At 61.4% G+C, this 22,913-nt stretch carries 18 protein-coding genes; 16 read left to right on the forward strand and 2 right to left on the reverse strand.

The genetic code is table 11. The annotated features are described in order from the left end of the window. Positions 1-236: 236 nt before the first annotated feature. From AAA069_RS09025 to AAA069_RS09040, 4 genes are all read left to right on the forward strand, one after another. Complete coding sequence (locus AAA069_RS09025; RefSeq protein ID WP_349128164.1) at positions 237-950, forward strand: ABC transporter ATP-binding protein; 714 nt, start codon at positions 237-239, stop codon at positions 948-950. Positions 951-958: 8 nt separating this feature from the next. Further along, the gene (locus tag AAA069_RS09030) at positions 959-3,625 is read left to right on the forward strand and encodes an FtsX-like permease family protein (RefSeq protein WP_349128165.1); all 2,667 of its coding nucleotides are present in this window, start codon (positions 959-961) and stop codon (positions 3,623-3,625) included. A gap of 119 nt (positions 3,626-3,744) precedes the next feature. Next, complete coding sequence (locus AAA069_RS09035) at positions 3,745-4,389, forward strand: class I SAM-dependent methyltransferase (RefSeq protein WP_349128166.1); 645 nt, start codon at positions 3,745-3,747, stop codon at positions 4,387-4,389. A 373-nt stretch (positions 4,390-4,762) separates the two neighbouring features. Beyond that, positions 4,763-5,959, forward strand: coding sequence for a DUF362 domain-containing protein (locus AAA069_RS09040; RefSeq protein WP_349128167.1), 1,197 nt, complete (start codon positions 4,763-4,765; stop codon positions 5,957-5,959). Positions 5,960-6,090: 131 nt separating this feature from the next. Here the strand turns inward: AAA069_RS09040 and AAA069_RS09045 are convergent, their stop codons facing one another. Next, the gene (locus AAA069_RS09045; RefSeq protein ID WP_349128168.1) at positions 6,091-7,056 is read right to left on the reverse strand and encodes an alpha/beta hydrolase; all 966 of its coding nucleotides are present in this window, start codon (positions 7,054-7,056) and stop codon (positions 6,091-6,093) included. A gap of 186 nt (positions 7,057-7,242) precedes the next feature. On the opposite strand from AAA069_RS09045, the gene AAA069_RS09050 reads away from it, so the two are divergent. From AAA069_RS09050 to AAA069_RS09085, 8 genes are all read left to right on the forward strand, one after another. Further along, on the forward strand, positions 7,243-7,926 hold the full coding sequence (locus AAA069_RS09050) for a hemolysin III family protein (protein WP_349128169.1): 684 nt from the start codon (positions 7,243-7,245) through the stop codon (positions 7,924-7,926). A gap of 110 nt (positions 7,927-8,036) precedes the next feature. Beyond that, positions 8,037-9,410 carry a hemolysin family protein gene (locus tag AAA069_RS09055; RefSeq protein WP_055285343.1) on the forward strand — a complete coding sequence of 458 codons (1,374 nt, stop codon included), beginning with the start codon at positions 8,037-8,039 and terminating at the stop codon, positions 9,408-9,410. A gap of 24 nt (positions 9,411-9,434) precedes the next feature. Next, entirely contained in the window at positions 9,435-10,268 is an 834-nt protein-coding gene (locus AAA069_RS09060; protein WP_233504106.1) for a hypothetical protein, read from the forward strand. A 136-nt stretch (positions 10,269-10,404) separates the two neighbouring features. Beyond that, a complete protein-coding gene (locus tag AAA069_RS09065; protein WP_035136593.1) occupies positions 10,405-10,794 on the forward strand; it encodes a YtxH domain-containing protein in 390 nt (129 codons plus the stop codon). Further along, a complete protein-coding gene (locus AAA069_RS09070) occupies positions 10,794-11,549 on the forward strand; it encodes a hypothetical protein (protein ID WP_055252569.1) in 756 nt (251 codons plus the stop codon). Before AAA069_RS09065 ends, AAA069_RS09070 begins: the two co-directional genes overlap by 1 nt. A gap of 72 nt (positions 11,550-11,621) precedes the next feature. Then, positions 11,622-13,028 carry a polysaccharide deacetylase family protein gene (locus AAA069_RS09075; RefSeq protein ID WP_349128170.1) on the forward strand — a complete coding sequence of 469 codons (1,407 nt, stop codon included), beginning with the start codon at positions 11,622-11,624 and terminating at the stop codon, positions 13,026-13,028. 328 nt (positions 13,029-13,356) lie between these two features. After that, positions 13,357-15,201: a CBS domain-containing protein gene (locus AAA069_RS09080; RefSeq protein WP_152067472.1), complete on the forward strand. Its 1,845-nt coding sequence runs from the start codon at positions 13,357-13,359 to the stop codon at positions 15,199-15,201. 74 nt (positions 15,202-15,275) lie between these two features. Continuing rightward, the gene (locus tag AAA069_RS09085) at positions 15,276-16,472 is read left to right on the forward strand and encodes an Nramp family divalent metal transporter (RefSeq protein ID WP_349128179.1); all 1,197 of its coding nucleotides are present in this window, start codon (positions 15,276-15,278) and stop codon (positions 16,470-16,472) included. A 543-nt stretch (positions 16,473-17,015) separates the two neighbouring features. On the opposite strand, the gene AAA069_RS09090 is transcribed toward AAA069_RS09085, so the two are convergent. Continuing rightward, positions 17,016-19,232 carry an acyltransferase family protein gene (locus tag AAA069_RS09090; RefSeq protein WP_349128171.1) on the reverse strand — a complete coding sequence of 739 codons (2,217 nt, stop codon included), beginning with the start codon at positions 19,230-19,232 and terminating at the stop codon, positions 17,016-17,018. 186 nt (positions 19,233-19,418) lie between these two features. Here AAA069_RS09090 and AAA069_RS09095 point away from each other — a divergent pair, with 186 nt between their 5' ends. From AAA069_RS09095 to AAA069_RS09110, 4 genes are all read left to right on the forward strand, one after another. Continuing rightward, positions 19,419-20,381, forward strand: a complete 963-nt coding sequence (locus AAA069_RS09095; RefSeq protein WP_161144657.1) for a ribokinase — start codon at positions 19,419-19,421, stop codon at positions 20,379-20,381. Positions 20,382-20,411: 30 nt separating this feature from the next. Continuing rightward, positions 20,412-21,386, forward strand: coding sequence for a nucleoside hydrolase (locus AAA069_RS09100; RefSeq protein ID WP_138374336.1), 975 nt, complete (start codon positions 20,412-20,414; stop codon positions 21,384-21,386). 102 nt (positions 21,387-21,488) lie between these two features. After that, positions 21,489-21,977, forward strand: coding sequence for an S-ribosylhomocysteine lyase (locus tag AAA069_RS09105; RefSeq protein ID WP_195521906.1), 489 nt, complete (start codon positions 21,489-21,491; stop codon positions 21,975-21,977). 144 nt (positions 21,978-22,121) lie between these two features. Further along, complete coding sequence (locus tag AAA069_RS09110; protein ID WP_148332917.1) at positions 22,122-22,766, forward strand: DUF4867 family protein; 645 nt, start codon at positions 22,122-22,124, stop codon at positions 22,764-22,766. Positions 22,767-22,913 lie beyond the last annotated feature (147 nt).

Raw genomic sequence — 22,913 nt, forward strand, 5'->3', positions numbered from 1 at the left:
GGCGATATACGCCGTGATGCGCGACCGGGTGCCCTACCGGGAGTAGCCCCGACGGTTGACAAAACTATAGGAACACCTAACTGCCGGGTGGCGAAAGAGTGTCCCCAACAGCTAGTCGTTTAAGAACGTCCCCAACGACTAGTCTTGAAACAAACCCCCACTCTCGCCCAAAAATAGTTCACTTGGGTTTACTATTACCCTATAAAAGTAGCAATAGGCTAACAATGGGGGATACCATGGCAACGCAGGAAGCCTACGTCCAGGTTAAGGATCTCAAAAAGCACTACGGCGACGGTGATGCGCGCCTGACGGTACTCGATGGCATCGACACGTCCATCAACCGGGGCGAGATCTGCGTCATGCTGGGGCCCTCGGGCTCGGGTAAGTCGACGTTTCTTAACCTGATCGGCGGCCTGGAGGATGCCGACGCCGGCTCTATTCTGGTGGACGGCTGCGACCTCACCACGCTCAACGCCGGCGACCTAGGCGAGTATCGCCGACGTGAGCTGGGCTTCGTGTTCCAGTTCTACAATCTGGTGCCCGACCTCACCATCAAGGAAAACATCGAGGTCACGGCGCACCTGTCCAAAAACCCGCTCAACATTGACGACCTGCTGCGTTCGCTGGGCCTCTACGAGCACCGCAACAAGTTCCCGCGCCAGGTCTCGGGCGGCCAGCAGCAGCGCTGCGCCATCGGCCGTGCGCTCGTCAAAAACCCGGGCCTGCTGCTGTGCGACGAGCCCACGGGCGCGCTTGACTATAAGACGTCCAAGGAAATCTTGCAGCTCATGGAGGATGTCAACCGCACCTACGGCTGCACCATCATCATTGTCACCCACAATGCCGCCATCGCGCGCATGGCCAATCGCGTGCTGCGCCTGCGCGACGGGCGCATCGTCGAGGATGAGCTTAACGAGTCGCCCGTTGCGGCCGCCGAGCTCGATTGGTAGGCGGCGCCATGGCACCTCTCGCAAAACGTCTCCCGCGCGAGCTGCGCCGCAATATCGGCAAGTACCTGGGCATCTTTTTGCTTATGTGCGGAAGCATCGCTCTCACCTCGGGCTTTTTGCTCGCAGCGCATTCCATCGGCTGCCTTATCGACGACATGCGCGATGCGTACACGATTGAGGACGGCCGCGTGACCACCTCCTTCGAGGCCACCAAAGACCAGCTCAAGGCGGCCGAGGATGCAGCCGGCGACGTCGGCGGCGTTACGCTCTACAAGAATTTCTCCATCGACGCCATCATCAAAAAGACCGCCGGCGACGACGGCACCAAGCGCACGCTGCGCACCTATGCGCACCGCACCAAGGTCGATATCGCGTCCTACTGTGAGGGCAAGGAGCCCAAGACGGACGATGAGGTAGCCATCGACCGTGTCTTCGCCACCAACAACGACCTCGCCGTGGGCGATAAGGTTGAGCTTGAGGGCCGCACCTACATCATCTGCGGCATCATGACCCAGCCCGATAGCCAGGCGTTGTTCCTCAACAATTCGGACTTTACGGTGAACACCATCACGTACGGCGTGGCCGAGGTCACCGATGGCGGCTTTGCCGCGCTCGAAGATGTCGGCGGCGCACCCGCCTACACCTACTCCTTCACCTTTACCGATCGCGACCTCCCCACCGCGGACCGCATCGACGCCGAGCAAGATATGGTCGAGGCACTGACCGACGCCGATGCGCGCGTGGACGATCTGATCGACGCCGATTCCAATCAGGGCATTGGCTATGCGCGCGATGACGTGGACGGCGACTCCATGATGTGGATGACGCTGCTCGACATCATCATCGTGATCATGGCGTTTGTCTTTGTGGTCCTTACCGACGCCACCATCGAGGAGGAGAGCGCCATCATCGGCACGCTGCTCGCCAGCGGCTATCGTCGACGCGAGATCGTGCTGCACTACCTTGCGCTTCCCGCCATCGTGGGCGTGGTCGCGGCGCTTTTGGGCACTGCGCTCGGCGTTGTGTTCTTTACCGAGCCCATGCGCAGCCTCTATTACGGTTCGTACAGCCTGCCGTCTTTCCAGGTGTACTGGAGCTGGGAGATCTTCGTGAAGTGTGCCGTGGTTCCCGCCGCCGCGCTCATTCTCATCACGCTGGTGGGCCTGCTTCGCAAGATGGGCAAGACGCCGCTGCAGTTTCTTCGCCACGAGGCGAGCGGCAAATCGGGCACCAAGCGCGGCTTGCAGCTGCCGGAGCGCATGGGTTTTGTTTCCCGCTTCCGCCTGCGTATCTTCCTGCGCAATCTGGGCAACTTCGCCACGCTCTTCGTGGGCATTGCGTTTGCCTCGCTGCTACTGCTCTTTGGCCTGGCGATTTTGCCCACGATGACGCACTATGCGGACAACCTCGAGACAAGCCTGGTCGCCGAGCACCAGTACACGCTCAAGGCGCCGCTGGAGCTCGAGGGCACTGCCGAGGAGCGCGAGCAGTGGTCGGCACTCGAGCGCTTACAGTCGGTTGACGGCGTGCTGCTTTCTGCCGCTCAGGATGCCGATGACGAGCTTGACGACGCGGCCGATGCGGCGCAGGCGGCGACCGATGCCGCGACCGCATCTCCGTCTGCCGAGAGCCTGACTGCGGCGCAAGATGCGCTTGCAAACGTCCAGGACAAGAAGGATGCGCTTTATGCGCGCCTCGATGACCTTGCCGATGCCCTCGGCTGCGACCGCGACGAGGCTATCGACCTGATCGACAAGGCCTCTAAGATCGACACTGACAACGACGACATTCACCCGGTTAACACGACCAATAACGGTGCAGACAAGATTGCGCAGACCGAGAAATATGCCGTTTACCAGCTGCAATACGACCGCGGCGATGGTAATGGCGAGGAGACGATTTCCGTCTACGGCATCTCGTCCGATTCGCGCTATTGGAAAGACCTCAACGTTGGCGATGGGCGCGTCGTCTTTGGCGGCGGCCTGCTCGACAAGTTTGACTGGAGCGAGGGCCAGAAGGTCACGCTCATCGACAAGTACGAGGGGGAGCATTATTCCCTTGAGTACGCGGGCAAGGACTGTGCCTGGGGCTCCAAGTCGGACATGAATATCTATATGAGTATCGACGACTTTAACGAGCTGTTCGGCAACGACACCGCCTACTTTAACGGCTATGTGAGCGACGAGAAGCTCGACCTCGATGCTCGTTACTTTGCCGGCGACACCACGCCCGACGACATGCGCGCCGTGGGCGACCAGTTCATCGGCATGATGAGCAAAATGATCGGAATGATGATCGGGCTCGCGGTGTTTATCTTCCTGCTGTTTATGTACCTGCTGACCAAGGCGGTGATCGACCACAGCGCCCGTTCGATCAGCTACATGAAAGTCTTTGGCTATCGCGATAGCGAGATCTCGCATCTGTACATCCGCTCGATCACGCTGTGCGTGGCGGCGTCGCTCGTGCTGAGCCTGCCGGTCATTATTGGCTCGCTCACGGCCATCTTCCGCTCGATGCTGCTCGCCTACAACGGCAATATCGAGATCTACGTGCCCGCTTGGTCCATGGCGGCGTGCGTGGGCATTGGCTTTGTGACCTACCTGGTCGTGGCGCTGCTGCACACGCGTTCTATCAAGCGCGTGAGCCTCTCCGAGGCGCTGAAGGTCCAGGAATAGAGAACCGCCCGCACGCGGGGGCCCGAACCGAAGGAAGGGTGCCCCCGCGTTATTTGCCCGCCAGGCCCGACGTGGGCAAACGCGCGCAACGTCAGACTTCCCCGAACAGAAGGAGACCCATGGCAAGATCGGCAGAGGAGCTCAAGCAGCTCTCCATCAAGGAGTTCACCGAGGCGGCAAAGGTCTACGAATCCGGCCATGCCGGCATTTACGAGATGTGCAAGGACGACTATCCGCAAATGCTCGAGGAGCTTGAGCTCGAACCGTTCGAGGACGCGCTCGACGTGGGCTGTGGAACCGGAGCCGTCCTAGAACTGCTCCACGCCCGGTATCCCAGCAAGCGCTTGACTGGACTCGACCTCACACCCGGGATGATCGACGTCGCCCGGGCAAAGCAGCTCGATAACGTCAGCTTTGTCGTCGGAGACGCGGAGGCACTGCCCTTCGAGCCCCAGAGCTTCGACGCCGTGCTCTGCTCCAACAGCTTCCACCACTACCCGCATCCGGAGAGGTTTTTCGCCGAGGTGGCGCGCGTCCTTCGGCCCGGCGGGCGACTGGTCCTTCGCGACTACGCCTCGAACGATGTCGCGGTCTGGCTCATGAACAACATCGAGCTACCGCTGGCACGCCTCTTGGGCCATGGCGACGTGCGCATCCTCAAGCTGTCCGAGCTACGCGTGCTCGTCGAGGAATCCGGGCTCACCCCGCTCAAGCTCGAGGCGCAGAAGGGATTCCGCGCGCATCTGGTCGCGCGAAAGGGCTAGCGGTCCACGCCAGGACGCTCCGTCACGCCAGGGCACGCCATCAAACCAGATTGTGGCCACGCCAGAACGCGCCACCAAACCAAGGCGCGCCGCCACAAACGTGACGGCGCGCCCCACTTACCAGATGCCGATGATTCGCCGGTCTACCGGTCGGGTTGGCAAGGACTGTCCCTATATGTCGGCCTTCGGGGACGTTCCTTTCCTGCCGGCACTTGGGAACTGCCTCCAACTGCCGGGCGGTGAAAGAGTGTCCCTTGCGACTAGTCATTTAAGAGCGTCCCCAATGACTAGGTGCCGTACTTGACTTTAACTCTGCTTTAACTGGTACCATCCTCTATGTCTGTAACGCCATATAGACCGAGGGGATATATCTATGACCGCAACTGCACCCGCTAAGGTGTACTTCACCAACCTGCGCACGCATGCTCGCGAGAGTCAGCTCGACAAACTCAAGCGCCTCATCCGTCACGCCGGTATCGAGCAGATCGACTTTGAGAACAAGTTCGTCGCCATCAAGATTCACTTTGGCGAGTTGGGCAACCTGAGCTTTTTGCGCCCCAACTACGCCCGCGCCGTCGCGGATGTCGTGAAGGAGCTGGGCGGCAAGCCCTTCCTCACCGACTGCAATACGCTCTATGTGGGTAGCCGCAAAAACGCGCTCGAGCACATCGATACCGCCTACCAGAACGGCTTTACCCCGTATGCCACGGGCTGCCAGATCATCATCGCCGACGGCCTCAAGGGTACCGACGAGGCACTTGTCCCGGTCGAGGGCGGCGAGTACGTGCACGAGGCCAAGATCGGTCAGGCACTCATGGACGCCGATATCGTGATCAGCCTCACCCACTTTAAGGGCCATGAGCAGGCCGGTTTTGGCGGCGCCATGAAGAACCTGGGCATGGGAGGCGGCAGCCGTGCCGGCAAGATGGAGCAGCATGCCGCCGGCAAGCCGAACGTCGCGACCGAGCACTGCATTGGCTGCCATGCCTGCGAAAAGATCTGCGCGCACAACGCTATCTCGTTCGACGACACCCGCGACCGCGAGCTTGCCAGCGGCGCTACTCGCACGGTGCACGTGGCTGCCATCGGCCACGATCGCTGCGTGGGCTGCGGCCGCTGCATTGCGGCATGCAACCAGGACTGTATCAAGCCCGGCTATGACGCTGCGGCCGACGTGCTCAACTGCAAGATCGCCGAGTACACCAAGGCCGTCGTCGACGGCCGCCCGAGCTTCCATATCTCGCTTGCCATGGATATCAGCCCCAACTGCGATTGCCATCCCGAAAACGACACGCCTATCGTCAACGACATCGGCATGTTTGCGAGCTTCGACCCGGTCGCCATCGACCAGGCCTGCGCCGATGCCGTCATGGCATCCGAGCCGCTGCCCAACACCGAGCTTACCGATAGTGCTGCCAAGATGGAGCACAATCACGAGCATCTGGAGGGCGAGCAGGCCAAGGACCCCTTCTGCATCACGCATCCCGACACCGATTGGCGCGCGTGCATCGCGCATGCCGAGAAGATCGGCCTGGGCACGAGCGAGTATGAGCTCATTGAGGTCAAGTAGCGCCTAGCTATTGGACAAAATAAGCGCCTTTGTAGCACAACGTTAGTAAAAGCCGCCCGTGAGCACAGTGCCCACGGGCGGCTTTTTGGAAGTGCTAGGGGGTCAGATAGACCAGTAAACCGTCCTATTTCCTAAAAATACTCGTCGAGGAAGTCGTCGACCGTATTCCAGTAGAGCTCGGGGTCAACTTGCGCACTCTTGGCGTGGGTGGCGCCATGGATAGTGAGCTTTTGCTTGACCTTGCTGGCGCACGCGTCGTAGTTTTGGTCGAGCATGCTGTACGGTACAAAGGTGTCCTGGTCGCCGTGGATAAACAGCATGGGAACCGTCGCGTGTTTGAGTTGCTCCACACTGCTTGCCGTATGAAAGTCGTAGCCTGCGCGCACGTTGCACACTAAGTTTGCTACATCGAGCAAGGGAAAGCTGGGCAGGCCGAACACGTCCTTGAGCTGCAGGGAAAACTCGTCCCAAACACTCGTATAACCGCAGTCCTCGATAATGCATTTCACGTTTGCGGGCAGAGATTCCCCCGCGACGTTCATGGCGGTTGCCGCACCCATCGACTCGCCAAAGACCAGGATGCGCGCCTCGGGGTCAGCCTGAACGATTTGCTCGATCCATGCGACGATGTCGAGGCGCTCGGGCCAGCCCATGCCGATATAGTCGCCGCCGGAGCGCTCGTGGGCGCGGGCGGCGGGTGCGAGTACGTTCATGCCGCGGTCGTGGAATCGCTTGACGTATCGGGCCATACCGATAGGCTCGTTGGTATATCCATGCAGGCAGACGGCGTAGTCGTGTGTGCTCTCCGACGCAGCAAAATACCAGGCGGCGAGCTCAGTCCCGTCGTCCGCGGTGAGGCTGCTGCTCTCGCGGTTCTCTTTAAACCACGCCCGTGCCTCGCCCTCCTCGGCATCCATCTGCTCGCCCTTTTCGGCGTCCTTGCCGTCCTGCATCATCTTCATGGTGTATGGCGCGCGGGGATTCAGCGCGAAGTCAAACAGAAAGTTGCCGGCAAACCCCAGCAGCGCGACAACGAGCACCAGCGCAACGACGCCGGCTATCTTGAGCTTTCGATGGGAACGTGCGTTTTGAGACATAAGAAGCTTTCCTATAAGATGTTAATACATCAACATTTAATGCAAGCGCATTATGGACGTTCGCCGTTGATGCGTCAACAGGCAAAGAATGGGTAAACAAAGGGTCACGTATGGTGCAAATTTCGCACGTACCTAGACGCTTTGATATAGTGTTGAGAACTCTTTACGTTGGAGGATGTAACCGGCATGTCCGATTCGAGCGACAGTTCTAAGCCGCGACCCAAGACCGCGGCCGTTCCACACTACACGGTGGGCGAGGAGATCATGAACTCCGTCACCCATGGTGTCGGCTGCCTGCTGGGTATCGCGGGCCTGGTGCTCCTGATCGTATTCGCCGCCCTGCGCGGCGGAAGCCCGGCCCACATGGCCGCGGCGATTGTCTATGGCGTCAGCATTATCCTCGAATACCTAGCCTCCACGCTCTACCACGCGATTCAGCCCGCGCGCGCCAAGCGCGTGTTTCGCATCATCGATCACAGCTGCATCTACCTGCTCATAGCCGGCAGCTATACGCCGTTTTGCCTCATCACGCTCGCAAACGACGGCGGCGCTGTGCTGTTCTTTGCCGTATGGGCCATCGCCATCATCGGCATCGCCCTCGAGTGCTTTATGCGTGAGCGTCAACCGCACTGGGTAAGCGGCCTGGTCTACCTGCTGATGGGCTGGCTCGTTGTCTTTAAGCTGCCCGAACTTGTGGCGCTGCTCAACCCCGTGGCACTTGCCCTGCTCGCCGTCGGCGGCGTGTGCTACACCGCGGGCGTGCCGTTCTATATCGCCAAAAACGTGCGCTATCTTCACAGCGTGTTTCACCTGTGGGTACTCGCCGGCAGCATCTTCCAGTTCATGGCGGTGATCCTCTTCGTAATCTAGCGACCACGCCTGCGCACCCGCGTCCTTGTTTGGGCGCCGGTGCAATTGCCGTATCCGCCGTCAACGTTTTAATCCGACGTCCCGAATCTTGGAGGTTCGAGAAACTCCCGATGGACATAACCATCTCCCTTATCACCACCCTCGTTTTGACCCTCATCAACGGCTACTTCTCTATGTCTGAGATGGCGCTCACCACGGCCAAGCGCGCCGTGCTGGAGCACGAGGCCGAGGAAGGCGACAAGCGCGCCGAGCGTGCCATTAAGCTGGCTGCCGACTCCGACCAGCTGCTCGCCACCATCCAGGTCGCCATCACGCTCGTGGGCTTCGCCTCGTCCGCCGTCGCCTCGACGAGTCTGTCCGACCCACTCGCCACGTGGCTCATGAGCTTTGGCATCGCGCCGCTCTCCGCCATCGCGCGCGGCCTGGCGCCGGTCATCATCACCGTCGCGGTCGCCTTCGTGTCCATTGTGATCGGCGAGCTTGTGCCCAAGCGCATCGGCCTGGCCAACGCCGAAGGCGTGTCCAAGCAGGTTGTGGGGCCGTTGTCGTTTTTCCAAAAGATCGCCCGTCCGCTCGTGTGGCTGACCGGTGCTTGCTCCGATGGCCTGGCCCGCATCCTGCGCATCAAGAGTGCCGACGACCGCCAGAACGTCTCGGAAGAAGAGATCAAGTACATGGTCTCGGAGCAGGACGACCTGCTCGACGAGGAAAAGCGCATGATCCACGAGATCTTCGACCTGGGCGACACCGTTGCCCGCGAGGTCATGGTGCCGCGCGTGGACACCACCATGTGCGAGGACGACGAGACGGTCGCCGACGTGCTGTCCACCATGCGCCAGACCGGCTTTAGCCGCATCCCCGTCTATCACGAGGATCCCGACAACGTCGCCGGCATCGCGCACATCAAGGACCTGATTCAGCCCGCGCTCGACGGCAAGGGCGACCAGCCCATCGCCGGCTTTTTGCGCGACGCCACCTTTGTGCCCGACACCAAGGACATCCTGCCGCTGCTGTCCGAGATGCAGACCTCGCACGACCAGATCGTGGTGGTCGTGGACGAGTACGGCGGCACGGCCGGCATTATCACCATCGAGGACATCGTCGAGGAGATCGTCGGCGAGATCGAGGACGAGTTCGACCCCGACAACAAGTATCTCACGCGCCTTTCGCGCCGCGAGTGGCTCGTTGATGGGCGTTTTTCGTGCGATGACGCGATTGAGCTTGGTTGGCCGCTTGAGGAAAGCGATGATTATGAGACCATCGCCGGCTGGATTTTGGAGCTTTGCGACTCGGTGCCCGACATCGGAGAGGTGTTTGAGGTTGCGGGGTACAAGTTTAAAGTGCAGTCGATGCGTGGCCAGCGCATCTCGCTCATTCGCGTGATCGCTCCGGCCGAAACCGATAAGAAGGATTCCGAGTCTTCGGTAGACGAGCCGACGACGTCGGGTGCGGGTTCCGCGAATCCGCACGACGGCGACGAGTAGGACAAGGAAGAGTAGGGGAGAGTTATGGCAGGCCTGTTCAACATCCTTAAGGTCACCGTCAGCGAGGACAAGATCTGCGCGCACGTGCTGGTGAACCCCGGCATGCCGCTCATGACCTCGGAGGATATCGAGGCTACGGCGCGCGTGTATTACCTGGTGCCGGCGATTGCCAAGCACCTGTGCCTGGGTGATTCCGGTCGCGAGTTCCAGGACTGCATGGGCCAGACCGAGCTCTGCCACCTGCTGGAGCACGTGACGGTCGAGCTCATGAACGAGACCGGTCTTGCCGGTAGCATCTCGTGCGGCCGCACGCGCGTAAGCGAGCACGACGAGCGCGTTTTTGAGGTTGAGCTTTCGTGCCCCGACGACGCGCTGGCCATCGGTGCACTGTCTTCGGCCACCTTTATGATGGACTGGGCGTACCTGCACGCCGACCAGCCTGCCCCCGACGTGGAGGGCACGGTCGCGGGCCTGCGCAACCTGGTGCTGGGCATGCGCGCCGAGGCCGAGGGCAAGGATCCTCACGAGGCCGTCGCCGCTGCGAACGGCGAAGATGCTGCCGAGGACGAGGGCGCTGACGAGGGCGATGTGCCGGTCGACGCCGAGCCCGTTGCCGATGCGACCGCCGAGCCCGTTCCCACCGAGCCCCAGGGTGTCCCCAACTTTGACGACGAGCCCCAGGTGGCGATTGATACCGAGGGTGCGGTTGCCGAGAACCACGAGGCCTCCGCTGCCGTCTTTGGCGGTGCGGCGACGGTTCCGGCAGGACCTGCGCATGAGGGCGGCCTGCCGCTCGTGGACGGCGCCGGCGAGGACCCGGGTGCCACGGTGGCCATGCCGGCTATGCCCCAAGAGTAGGCCTACGCGTTTATCACCATCACGTACCTGCGCCTTTGCCGTACACAGATGAGCGGAGCGGCAAGTGATGCGCTGCGGGTATAATGGACAGCATTCAAACGGTGGGCACCGACGTGCCCGCAGGAGAGGAATGATCATGGGTAAGACTTTCAGCTTTGTCTCCGGCGCACTTTTTGGTGCCGCTGCCGGCGCTATTGTCGGCGTTGCTCTGGCCCCGCGCTCGGGCGCCGAGACCCGCGCCATGGCTGCCGATATCGCCAACGACGCCTGGGACAATATGCGCGACACCTACGAGCACAGCGCCGAGGAGGCCCGTGCTGCGGTGAATGACTTTGGCCCGATGGTCGACGCCAAGACCGACGACCTGCGCGCCAAGGTCGACCTGGCCCGCGAGCGCATGGACCAGCTGCGCGAGCAGCTCAACGACGCCATTTCGGGCGGCAACGTGACGCCTGCCGCCGACGTCGTGGTCGAGAACGCCGTCGAGGCTGATACCGAGGCTGCGGAGCCCTCGACCGAGGCATAATGCGCGCCGGGGATTTTGTCGGCGCCAAGATCTATCGCAAGCCTACCGAGGACAAGCGCACCAAAAAGGACGGCACGCCGCGCAGCCCTAAAAAGCTCGGAAAGATTCACTTTCCGGTCTTTACCCCGGGCGGTACGCGCGTGGTCGGCTTTATGGTCCGCCAGTCCGATATCGCGGGCATGATCGAGCGCCCCGACCGATTCGTAGCGCTCGACGCCATTGGTGTCTACGAGGGCGCCATTGCGGTCGATGACGTCAAGGACACATACGATGCCGCCGCCGCCAAGCGCCTCGACATCAACCTGGACGATTGCATCATCTGGGTCGGTATGGACGTGCGCACGGAATCGGGCGACGTCGTGGGCTATTGCTCGGACGTTGAGTTCAAGCCACGCTCGGGCATCGTGCAGGCATTCTATGTGACCGCCGGTGCTGCTTCGAGTGTTTTGGTCGGTGACACGCAGGTGCCGCCGACGATGCTGCGCGGCTACGAGAACGGCGCGATGGTCGTCTCGGACGAGGTCAAGTCGCTCGGGTATTCGGGCGGTGCGGCTGCCAAGGCCGCCGAGGCCAGCGTCGTGGTGGGCGACAAGGTCAAAAAGGGCGCCAAGGTGCTCGACGACAAGGGATCGGTTGCCGTGGACAAGGGCAGTCGCGCACTGGGCAAGCAGCTCGGCAAGACGCGCGGCATGTTCAAGGCCTTTAAGGACGAATACCAAAAGGCGAGCGGAGGCTCGTCAAAAGCTACAAAATAGCGACGTACCAAATGATGGGAGGCAAGCCGGAGACCTGTTGCTCCGGCTTGCTGTGTTTATGGGGGAGGGCACATGCGCCAAAACGGATCCAACTTAAACGGGCGTTCGGGTGCGCGTCCGACGGCGCGCCGCGATCTGGGGCAGCTGCCCAGCGGTCAGCGCAAGCGTCACCGTAAGCCCGGCGCGATGTATCTCAACCATAGCCGCGGTTTTAGCGATCGCAGCGCGCGCATCGGCAACAGCCGCACACCCCGTCGTTCGTCTCGCCTGCCCTATGCGCTCATCGCCGTGGGTTGCGCGCTCGTGCTGTTTATCGCTGCCGTCGTGGGCTACGTCAACCGCAGCGTGGACGTGGAACTCAACGGGCAAAAGACCGCGGTGCGCGTGGGCTCTACGTTGCAGAATCTTATCGACGATCAGGAGTTGACTGACACCTACGACGCAGGCGACCTGCTAGCCGTCGATGACAGCGTGCTCAAGCGCCATGGGGGCGAAAAGCTGTCGGTGAAGGTCGACGGCAAGCGCGTGAAGCAGGGCAAATGGGATAGCCGCGAACTTGAGGGTGGCGAGAAGGTGACGGTCAAGGATGGCCGTAACACCTACGAGAAGCACGAGGTTCAGGCTACGGTTATCGAGCCCAAGCTCAAGGTCGAGGGCACGGGCGCTATCGAGTATGTGCAGACGTGGGGTGTCCAGGGCCGCTCCGAGGTGTGGGTTGGTGAGCAGTCGGGCAAGACGCAGGACCGCGGCGAGGTTGTGCCCGCCACCGATTGCGTCGTTGCGTGCGCCAGCGTGGCGCCCAAGGGCAACAAAAAGTACGTGGCGCTGACGTTTGACGAGGGTCCGAGCGGCGCTACCAAGCAGATCTTGCAGGTGCTCAAGGAAAAGGGCGTCACCGCGACGTTCTTCCTTTCGGGCGATGCGGCCGAGGCCTCGCCTGCCACGGCCAAGGCGATTGTCGATGCCGGGTGCGAGATCGGATCCAACAGCTACAGCGACGATTCGCTCAAGGGCCAGGACCGTGAGGCGGTACGCGAACAGATCACGAAAGGCACCGATGCGATTAAGTCGGCGACCGGCGTGAAGACGATGCTACTGCGTGCTCCCTACGCTGCCTTTGACGAGCAAAACTGGATTGATGCGATGGACCTGGTCTCCGCCGTGGTCTCGTGGAATATTGACTCGGGCGACTGGCTGCTCAACGGTGCCGACGAGCAAGTCTCGACGGTGCTCGATTCGGTGACGCCGGGCAATATCGTGCTGCTCACCGATAGAGACGAATGCGCTGAGCAGACACTCGAGGCGCTGCCGCAGATTATCGACGGCCTCATTGCCGACGGCTACAAGATCGTGACGCTCAGCGACCTGGTCAAGACGGACACGTCGCTGAGCAAAAAGCTCACCTTGCTGACGAAGGTCACCATGCCCAAGGACGCCGTGTTCCCCCAGCTTGCTGAGGACAATGACACCACAGGGTAGTTATTGGGTAGTCATTTAAGAACGTCCCCAATGACTATGTCACGGATGCGTCAGCGTTTGGTATGCCTGCAATGTGCAGCGCATAAATTCGATGCCGCAGGGCGATGCTGATGCTATAGTTACTGCGGTTAATGAGGGTCAAGAGAAAGGTTACAGGTGAAATCCAAACCTCGACCATACAGTCGATGACCCCATGCAGGTGCTTTTTGCGCATGCACGGGGTGTAAGCGTCGAGCGGCGTGCCGCCCGCGCATGCGTATACATATCCAGAAGCCCCCAGACGCCGCACGCGCGGCCGCGTCCGGAGGAATAATGATGGGGAGCACCATTGAATTATCTGAGTGAGATGCTCAAATTGCCGGTCTTGGACGTCGACGGCGAAAAGCTCGGCGTGGTCAACGATTTTGGTATTGCTACCGGCGAAGTTTTTCCGCACGTGACGTCGCTCGCGTTCCGCGGACCCGGCAAGACGCCGTTTATGATCAGCTGGCGCAAATGGGTCGACCGTATCGACGAGACGGGTGTACACCTTAAGACGTCGGCCACCGAAATCCGTTTTTCGTACCTGCAGCCGACCGAACTCTTGCTTGCCCGCGACGTGCTCAACAAGCAGATTGTCGATACGCAGGGCATGAAAGTCGTGCGCGTAAACGACATCAAGTTTTCCATGTCGGGCGAAAATCAGCTGCGCCTGCTGGGCGCCGAGGTCGGTGCCCGCGGTCTGCTGCGCGCCATCAGCCCCGCGCTCGAGCATATCGTCGAGGGCTTTATGAAGCACCTGGGCAAGCCGCTCAGTGAGGACATCATCGCTTGGTCCTACATGGACCTGCTCGATCGCTCGACTAAGAACATCCAGCTCTCGGTGTCGCACAAGACGCTTGGCGAGCTGCACCCTGCCGACATTGCCGACATCATCGAGCAGCTCGACCCGCGCCTGCGTGCGCAGGTGTTCGCGCAGCTCGACACCGCCCAGGCCGCCGAGGCCATCTCGGAGTTCGATGATGACGAGCTCATGACCGAGATGCTCGAGGGCCTGTCCGATACGGACGCATCGTCGATGCTGGCCATGATGGACCCGGACGACGCCGCCGACCTGATCGACGAGCTCGATTACGAGAAGGCCGAGAAGCTCCTGCGCCTGATGGGCGTCAAGGAGGAGAAGGCGATTCGTAACCTGCTGGGCTATGAGGACAACACCGCCGGCCGCATCATGACCTCGGAGTTTGTCTCGCTGCCCGCCACGGCGACGGTCGGCGATGCCATCGAGGCGATTCGCAAACTCGATGAGGACTTCGAGAGTGTCTATTACGTCTATACCGAGGATCCGAGCGGCATGCTCACCGGCGTGCTCTCGCTGCGCACGTTGATCGTGGCCGACCGCGATGCCACGCTGGGCCAGCTCGCCTATCGCGACCTGGTCTACGTGTCGCCCGACGAGGACCAGGAAGACGTGACGGACGAGATGACCAAGTACGACCTGGTTGCCATCCCTGTCTGCGACGAGAACCGTCATATCCTGGGCATCGTGACCTTCGACGACGCCATGGACGTTATCGCCGAGGAGCATCAGGAGGACCTGCAGATCGCCGGTGTCGGTTCGGGCGATAGCGCGTCGGACGACTCGACGAACGTGCTCAGCTGGTTCGTGCATCGCCAGTACTGGGTTGTCGTGTGGGGCATTGCCTCGTGCATCATGGCAACGGTGCTGGGGACGGCGCTCGGCTCCGCGCATCTGGTGGTGTTCCCCATGTGCGCCATGCCGCTCGTGCTGCTTGCTGCCTCGCGCATGGTGTCGTTCGTCAAGAACTACTTCTTGGAGTATGACGGTCACGACGACGAGCCCAAGCCATATCTGGGATTCTTCTTCCAGAGCACGGGTATGGGCCTGATCCTTTCGCTCGTGACCTACCTGTGCGCCCAGCTGGTGCGCACCGCCGCGTTCCCCGATGCGCCCATGTTTGAGGAGCAACTCTTTACCGGGTGCTTTAATATCGCTGCCATCATTTGCCTGGTTGGCAACATGAGCGCCGTGATTTACCTGATGGTGCTGTTCTGGCGTGACGAGCATGACCTCAACACGTCGGGCACCGCCATGAACGTTATTGCCGTCATGATCTCGTGCGTAGCGTACTGCGCCGCTGCGGTGCTGCTCACCATGTCGGTCATTGGTTAGGTGGTCGCGTGCAAAATACCAAGCAAAAGTCGGGCACCAAGCAAAAGTTGACCATCGCGGCCATCTTTGGCGCTATGGGCCCCGGTCTGCTGGCGGCGCTTTCGGGCAATGACGCCGGCGGCATTGCAACGTATTCCAGTGCGGGCGCCAACTATGGCTACAAGATGCTCTGGATGCTTCCCGTCATGACTGTGCTGCTCATCGTGACGCAGGAGACCGCGGCGCGCTGCGGCTGCGTCACGGGCAAGGGCCTGGCATCGCTCATCCGCGAGCGCTTTGGCGTGCGCAAGAGTGTACTTGCTATGGCGGCGCTGTTGATCGCCAACACGGCTGTGACCATTTCGGAGTTTGCGGGTATCGCCAGCGGCCTTGCTCTCTTTGGCGTGCCGGCGAGCATCTCGGTGCCTTTGGTGGCGCTGCTGGTGTGGATGCTTACCATGTCGGGTAGTTTCCAGCGCATCGAGAAGATTCTGCTGCTGGTAAGCTGCGTCTTCGTGACCTATATTGTCGCCGCGTTTATGGCTGGCCCCAACTGGGGTGAGGTCGCGGTCGACCTGGTCGTGCCTAACATTCAAAATGACCCCAGCTACGTGTCGCTCGTGGTCGCAACGATCGGTACCACCATCGCGCCGTGGATGATTTTCTTGGCGCAGAACAACGTGGTCGACAAGAACGCGGGCGAGGACGATATCGTGCTGCAGCGCATCGATACCGTGAGCGGCTCGCTTGCCGCCGATGTCATTGCCGGCTTTATTATCATCACGACCGGTACGGTGTTGTTCCCGGCGGGCATTCAGATTAGCGATGCTGCCGATGCTGCCCGTGCGCTGGAGCCTATTGCGGGTCAGTGGTCCACGGTACTGTTTGCCTCGGGCCTGGTCGCGGCGAGCTTCTTGGCTGCCTGCGTGCTGCCGGGCGTTACGTCGAGCGCTATCTGCGAGGCATTTGGCTGGGAGCGCGGTGCCGACCGCAGCTGGGACGAGGCCCCGGTCTATCGCGGCATCATTACGGCCATCATCGGTATCTCTGCCGTGCTGGTGCTTATGCCCGGCGTCGATCTGTTCCAGATTATGATGACCTCGCAGGTCATCAATGGCGTGCTACTGCCCGTGGTTCTGGTGTTCCAGGTGGTTATTGCCGCTGACCGTCACATTATGGGCACTAACCGCAACGGCCGCGTGTGGAATGTGCTCACTTGGGCGACTATCGGTGTGATTACGGTGCTCACGGTCGTCATGTTTGTTCTGCAGGCGATGGGTTACAGCGCTTAGCGCCTCTTTTGGACTCCAAACAGGCCGCAGCGATGGGCTGCGGGCTGTTTTTGTCTGCTATAGGGTGTTAGTTATATGGCAGTGGGCAAAAAATGCCAAATATGAGTACTGTTGCTAAGTGAATAGCATTTACATTCAAGAAGATAATAAACATAACCTATAGTATGTTCATTAAAATTGGCTCCAATACGCCTTAAACCAGTCAGGTTGGCTGCTTTAGGGGGTTGTAGGGTTCGCTCGGACGTCATTTTGGGTGGTTTTGCCTGCTACTAAAATGGTAACAGTACTCATATTTGCCCTTTTTTGCCCACAGACCTTTGAGGGTGCGGCGAAAAGGGCTTGTTTTGATTGTTTGGGGCAGGCGCGAGGCGCGGAAACGATGTCTGGAGCGACGGAGCGGCCTGGAATTCATCCGTAGAGGTCTTCATTGGCTGCGCCAGGAGTGTCCCTAGGTACCGGTACATAAGGAACGTCCCTAACTGCCGGAGGGGGCGTCTGCCGTGGCAGACGCCCCCTCCGGATGTGGGAAGTTTGCGCTGCAGGTTACTTGTCGGTGCCCAACTTGTGCGGCTTGAAGGCAAGCGCATTGATGAGTGCGTCGGTGGCAGACTTGACGGCTGCCGGCTGCGGATCGTTGACGTGATCCTCGGGATGCACGGGCAGGTCCTTCTTGACTGCGTCGTGGATCAAGTTGAGGTACTCAGTCACGCCAGTGGTCGATAGGTGCGTGCCATCGCCATCGAACAGGTCGTTGCGGTTGGCGCTGTATCCGTACCAGTCGATAACGCGCACGTTCTTGTAGCGCGTGGCGGCGTTGGCGATGGCCTGGTTGGTAGAGCCAACCCACGGCTGCGGGCTGCGCGTGTTCACAAACACCACAATACGCTTATCTCCCGCATCGGCCATGATGGCGTCGATCTGGTCGTCGGTTACCAAGCCGTTGGTGCCCAGGGCAAAGACCACGATCTTGCCGGCAAGGTTCTGCTGGATATAGCCCTCAAATGTCGCGCGCCCCGCATCAAACTGGCGGCCCTTTTCGGCATCGATATGGCTGTGCGGGAACACGCCGTCAAAGGTGTCTACGGCACGCAGCGACACGGAGTCGCCGATCATAAGCAGATCGTAGGAGCCATCGGGGAAGCCGTCGTTGTCCTTGTCGGTGTCGTCGGCCGCCTGCTGGTCGGTGGGCGCGGTGTTCTTGGCTTCCTTGTTCAGAACTTCGGCGCCCTCGCCGCTCAGCGCAGACGTCTCGGGCACAAAGATCAGGCCGCCCAGTGCAACGACCAACACGACAGCGTAGGCTGCGCAGACAGGGATGTGCGTGCGTGCCCAGTTGGCGGGCGTGGTGGTGCCATCGCGGAATTCGGCGACGGTGCGCCCAAAGGCGCCCTTCCTAAACGGAGTCTCGATAAAGCGATAGCAGCACTCTGCCACGGCGACCACCAACAACACCTGCAAAATGTACTGCCACCACGGCGTATCGTTGATGTTGGCGACCGGGTTCATGAGGAGCAGCAGCGGATAGTGCCACAGGTAGATGCTGTAGGAGCGCTTGCCAACCCATACGAGCGGCTCGGCGGACAGCGCGCGGGCAACCATTCCCTGGGGCTGCACGCAGGCCGCGATGACCATGAGTGTGAGGATCGAGCACAGCAGCGTGCCTCCGCGATACTGGAACGCGGTGTAGCCGTTGGTGAGCGCGACCATGGCGGCAAGGCCAACCAGACCCACGAGGCCCAACACATCGATGGATGCGGGCGAGGACCAAAAGCGCACGAGGGCGCTCGGCTGTGCCGGGCCGGTCTCGGCTGATTCGTCGGCCTTCTCGCCAGGCTTGCCCTCGGCGTTCTTGCCGTGCTTGGCGGCGCCGGCCAGGCGATTGAGCCCCAAACGACGAGCGAGACGCACCGGCGCCAGGTCGCGATCGGGGATAAAGGCCATCCAGGCACCCAGCAGCAGCGAGAACACGCGGGTGTCGGTGCCGTAGTACACGCGGCTGGGGTCGGCGGCAGGGTTGTAAAGCACCATCATGGCAAGGGCAGATACCGCGGCAAGGCCCAGAACCACGCGGCGCGTGTTGGGCTTGCTCATGTGCATGGATACCATAGCGAGCAGCAGCGGGGGCCAAACCAGGTAGAACTGTTCCTCGATGGCGAGCGACCAAAAGTGCGTAAGCGGCGAGGGATCGCCCAGGGCGTTGAAGTACGAGACGTTTTGGGCAATCTGCCACCAGTTGTTGAAGAACAGCAGCGACGGCAGGATATCGGGGCGCATCTTGGTGAGCATCACGTGGTTGAAGACGGTGCACAGCGCACAGGTCACCACCACGACGGTCACCACGGCGGGGACCAGGCGACGGATGCGGCGGATCCAGAAGCTCTTGAGGTCGATACGGCCGGTCTTAGCGACTTCGTTGAGTAGCAGGCGTGTGATCAGATAGCCCGAAAGCACAAAGAAGATCGTGACGCCGAGCAGACCGCCCTGCGCCCACGTGAGGTTGAGGTGATAGAGCACCACCGCGACGACGGCAAGCGTGCGCAGGCCGTCAAGGGCAGGGATGTAGCGGGACTTGGGGCGAGCAGGCGTCTGCTCCGCGGCGGGAGTGTTGGCGCGGCCCGCGTTGTTGGCAGAAGCGCGATGGGGGCTCGTGGTGCGTCGCGGCTCGTTGGCACGGCGTTCGCTCTTCACGCGTTCGTGCGGCGCCGGCTCGTTGCCCGTGCGGCGTCGACCGCGCGAGCCCGATTGCGAGAATTGTTCCATAAAACATCATCCAATGACGAGAATAATCAGCACGTATTCATTGTAGCTGCCTGCTCCTGTGAATGCTTGCTGCTGGCGCAACCTCAAGGGTGCGTTCACATCAAAGTGAACTAAAGTTATAGAGGTGCGAAGGCGCGCAATCGACGGTCGACGGTGGGTGCAAAGCCCGCAGATGAGGAGGTTTCCATGGCAGATCGCGGCATCGTTGCGGTGTTCGGCAGCATGAACATGGACCTTTCGGTGGCGTGCGAGCGCATACCGCGCGCGGGCGAGACCGTCGGCGGCAGCGGGTTTATCACCAACGCCGGCGGCAAGGGCGCCAATCAGGCCGTAGCTGCCGCGCGTATGGGCGCGTGCACGCACATGATCGGCGCGGTCGGTCGCGACGCGTTCGGCGCGTCGCTCGTGGTGGGGCTCCAAGACGCCGGCGTGGACTGTGACTTTGTAGTGCATCGCGATGACGTGGAGACGGGAACGGCGACCATCATTCGCTGCGAGGGCGACAACCGCATCGTACTGTCACCGGGCGCCAACCATGCGCTTGCGGGCGCGGACGTTGCCTGCGCGCTGAGGCGTCTGGTGGCTCATGAGCTCGACGGCGACGCCAGCGAGATTGCCCCGGCTGCCGGAAGCGTCTTTATCGCCCAGGGCGAATGTGACCTTGCAGCGACGGCCGAGGCGCTTGTTTGCGCTCACGAGCTGGGGTTCTATACGGTCTTCAATCCAGCGCCCGCCTGCGAGCTGCCTGCGGAGGTCTGGCCTGCGGTCGACTTGGTCTGCCCCAACGAGACCGAGTGCCAGGTGCTGACGGGCATTCTGCCCACGGATGACGCGAGTTGCGTCACCGCGCTCAATGCGCTGCTCGACAAGGGTGCCGGAGCTGCGGTCATCACGTTGGGCGGTGCCGGCTCGGTTACGCTCGGCGATGGCGGTGAGCTGCTGCGCATGCCGGCACTTTCGAGTACGGTAGTCGATACCACGGCCGCCGGCGATACGTTTATCGGCGCGTTGGCGGCGGCTCGCCTAGAGGGCTTGCCGCTCTTTGAGTGCATGGCCGCGGGTGCTCGCGCCTCGGCAGTGACGGTGTCGCGCCTGGGCGCTCAGCAATCGATTCCCACGCGCGCCGAAGTTGAACATTGGTTTGGTTAAACGATAAAGACGGAGAAGCGGAGTAGAACAATGGCAATCAAGAAGCTGATCCTTGATCTGGATATGGGTGTTGACGATGCGATGGCGCTGGCCTATGCCATCGCGAGCCCCGAGGTGGAGCTCGTGGGCATCACCACGTGCTTTGGTAACGTGCGCGTCGAGCAATCGGCGCACAATTGCCTGGCGGTGCTCGATCTGCTGGGTCGCCCCGAGGTTCCGGTGTACCTGGGTGCCGACCGTCCTCTGCAGGCGACTGAGCCCTATACGCCGCCGGCGTCCACCGCGCTCATTCACGGCAAGAACGGCATCGGCGGCGCGAGCGTGCCCGCGTCGCCCTACGAGCCGGTGGGGGCGACCTCGGCCGACGGCAACGCTGCGGTCGATTATCTGATCGATGCCGCGCGCACCTATGGTCCCGATCTGGTCTACGTAGCGACTGGCCCGCTCTCCAACCTGGCGCTCGCCCTGGAGCGCGATGCGGCGGCGATGATGTCCATCGGCCGCGTGGTCGTGATGGGCGGCGCCCTTACCGTGCCCGGCAACGTGAGCGCGGGCGCCGAGGCCAATATGGCGAGCGACCCCGAGGCAGCCGACGCGGTGCTGCGCTCGGGCCGTAAGCTCACCATGGTGGGTCTGGACGTGACGCATCGCGTGGTGCTCACACGCCGCGACATTGCCGGCTGGACGGGCTCGGGCACCATGGCGGGCTGCGCATTTGCGAGCATGGTCGAGCACTACATTGGCTCGTACGAGATGAACGCACCCTACCTGGGTGGTTGTGCGCTGCACGATCCGCTGGCCGTTGCCGTGGCGATCGACCCCACGCTCGTAGGTGCGCTCGGCTGCAACCTGCGTGTTGATCTGCTGGGCGAGTACCGCGGTCGCACCATCTGCGATGAGCGCCGCCTGTCCGATCCGGACAAGAGCGCGCTTGTGGCACTGACCGTGGATGCTCCGCGCTTCCTGTCCGAGTTCAAGACGCGTATGGCCCGTGTCCTGGGCTAAGTTGTCTTTTTGGACGGGGCTTTTTTGACTGGTATGATTGGTACGACCATTCGAACCAGCTAAAAGAGCCCCGTCCCAATTTGACTATCGAGAGGATCTGCCATGGAGCGCATCGCCAGCTTTTCCGTTGATCATCTGCTGCTTGAGCCCGGCGTGTATGTGAGCCGCATCGACCGCGATCCGGCGACCGGTGCTGCCGTCACCACGTTTGACCTGCGCCTGACCACGCCCAACAAGGAGCCGGTCATGAACACCGCCGAGTGCCACACCATCGAGCACCTGGGTGCAACGTTCTTGCGCAATCATGCCGAGTGGTCGGGCCGCATTGTCTACTTTGGCCCCATGGGCTGCCGCACGGGCTTTTACCTCGTTGTGTTTGGCGAGGTGACGAGCGAGGAGATCCTGCCGCTCGTGCGTGAGCTGTTCGAGTTTGTCGCCGACTTTGAGGGCGATGTCCCCGGTGCCGCTCCCGAGGAGTGCGGCAACTACCTGGACCAGAACCTTCCCATGGCTAACTGGCTCGCGCGCCGTTACCTCGACCGCGACCTGGCCGATATCGACGAGAAGCACCTGCACTATCAGCAGGCATAAGGGCTTTATCGCCCAAAACGCGCGCATTGGGCGCCTTCGCTTATGCGGGGGCGCCTTTTTGTTGATTGGTCGGGACGAGCGTTCAAAATCGCTCATGTTTGTTCTAGAATGTTCGTATAGTCACATTTACGAACAGGAGTGAACATGCATATCTGCTCTGTCAACGATCCCGAGTTCAAATCCTATGGCAACGTTTGGAATAACGTTCCGTCCGAGCTCACGTCGCCCGTGCTCGAGGCGCTTTCTGCCACGTCCATTCCCGAGGGCAGCAAGTACGTAGCAAGTGCGCCGGAGCTCGAGGGCGTCAAGGATGCCGATAAACTGGGCTTTCTCATGTTTGGCGGCCGACCCTTCCAGCTGGGCTGGTGCAATGGCCACAACACGCAGCTCAACTGCCTGGAGTATCACCGCGCCAGCGAGTTCAACCTGGGCGCGCGCGACTTTATCCTGCTCGTGGCGCATCGCTGGGAGATCGAGGACGGTAAGCTCGACACCGCGTGCGTCAAGGCGTTCCGCGTGCCGGCGGGTACGGTCGTCGAAGTCTTCAACACCACGCTCCACTACACGCCCTGCATGGTCGATGACGGCGGCTTCCAGGTGATGGTGGCGCTGCCGGCGGGCACCAACGGCCCGCGCCCCGAGGCTGCATCCGACATGCCTGCTGCCGGCGACAGCTACTGCTACTGGAAGGCCGACAAGTGGGTCCTCTGCCACGCCGACAGCCCCAAGGCAGCCGAAGGCGGCTACGTAGGCCTCATCGGCAAAAATCTCGACATCACCGTGGACTAGCGCATCGCCCCAAACCACCACAAAGGTGCCTGTCTCCTTTGCGGTGGTTTGGGGCGGGCAGATATCGGGAAGTGCCAGACGGGGGAGGCTGCCGGGCGCCTTGCCGTCTGCGGATTTTGGGACATGTGGCCCGCTTTTTGAGCCTGC

The sequence above is a fragment of the Collinsella sp. CLA-SR-H006 genome, from assembly GCF_040097075.1.
GTDB lineage: Bacteria > Actinomycetota > Coriobacteriia > Coriobacteriales > Coriobacteriaceae > Collinsella.

Coding starts and splice junctions, on each gene's coding strand:
- AAA069_RS09085 (WP_349128179.1), top strand. CDS start 15,276: ATGGGCCCCGGTCTGCTGGCGGCGCTTTCGGGCAATGACGCCGGCGGC.
- AAA069_RS09100 (WP_138374336.1), top strand. CDS start 20,412: ATGGCAATCAAGAAGCTGATCCTTGATCTGGATATGGGTGTTGACGAT.
- AAA069_RS09095 (WP_161144657.1), top strand. CDS start 19,419: ATGGCAGATCGCGGCATCGTTGCGGTGTTCGGCAGCATGAACATGGAC.
- AAA069_RS09040 (WP_349128167.1), top strand. CDS start 4,763: ATGACCGCAACTGCACCCGCTAAGGTGTACTTCACCAACCTGCGCACG.
- AAA069_RS09105 (WP_195521906.1), top strand. CDS start 21,489: ATGGAGCGCATCGCCAGCTTTTCCGTTGATCATCTGCTGCTTGAGCCC.
- AAA069_RS09075 (WP_349128170.1), top strand. CDS start 11,622: ATGCGCCAAAACGGATCCAACTTAAACGGGCGTTCGGGTGCGCGTCCG.
- AAA069_RS09110 (WP_148332917.1), top strand. CDS start 22,122: ATGCATATCTGCTCTGTCAACGATCCCGAGTTCAAATCCTATGGCAAC.
- AAA069_RS09090 (WP_349128171.1), bottom strand. CDS start 19,232: ATGGAACAATTCTCGCAATCGGGCTCGCGCGGTCGACGCCGCACGGGC.
- AAA069_RS09050 (WP_349128169.1), top strand. CDS start 7,243: ATGTCCGATTCGAGCGACAGTTCTAAGCCGCGACCCAAGACCGCGGCC.
- AAA069_RS09065 (WP_035136593.1), top strand. CDS start 10,405: ATGGGTAAGACTTTCAGCTTTGTCTCCGGCGCACTTTTTGGTGCCGCT.
- AAA069_RS09070 (WP_055252569.1), top strand. CDS start 10,794: ATGCGCGCCGGGGATTTTGTCGGCGCCAAGATCTATCGCAAGCCTACC.
- AAA069_RS09045 (WP_349128168.1), bottom strand. CDS start 7,056: ATGTCTCAAAACGCACGTTCCCATCGAAAGCTCAAGATAGCCGGCGTC.
- AAA069_RS09035 (WP_349128166.1), top strand. CDS start 3,745: ATGGCAAGATCGGCAGAGGAGCTCAAGCAGCTCTCCATCAAGGAGTTC.
- AAA069_RS09055 (WP_055285343.1), top strand. CDS start 8,037: ATGGACATAACCATCTCCCTTATCACCACCCTCGTTTTGACCCTCATC.
- AAA069_RS09025 (WP_349128164.1), top strand. CDS start 237: ATGGCAACGCAGGAAGCCTACGTCCAGGTTAAGGATCTCAAAAAGCAC.
- AAA069_RS09030 (WP_349128165.1), top strand. CDS start 959: ATGGCACCTCTCGCAAAACGTCTCCCGCGCGAGCTGCGCCGCAATATC.
- AAA069_RS09060 (WP_233504106.1), top strand. CDS start 9,435: ATGGCAGGCCTGTTCAACATCCTTAAGGTCACCGTCAGCGAGGACAAG.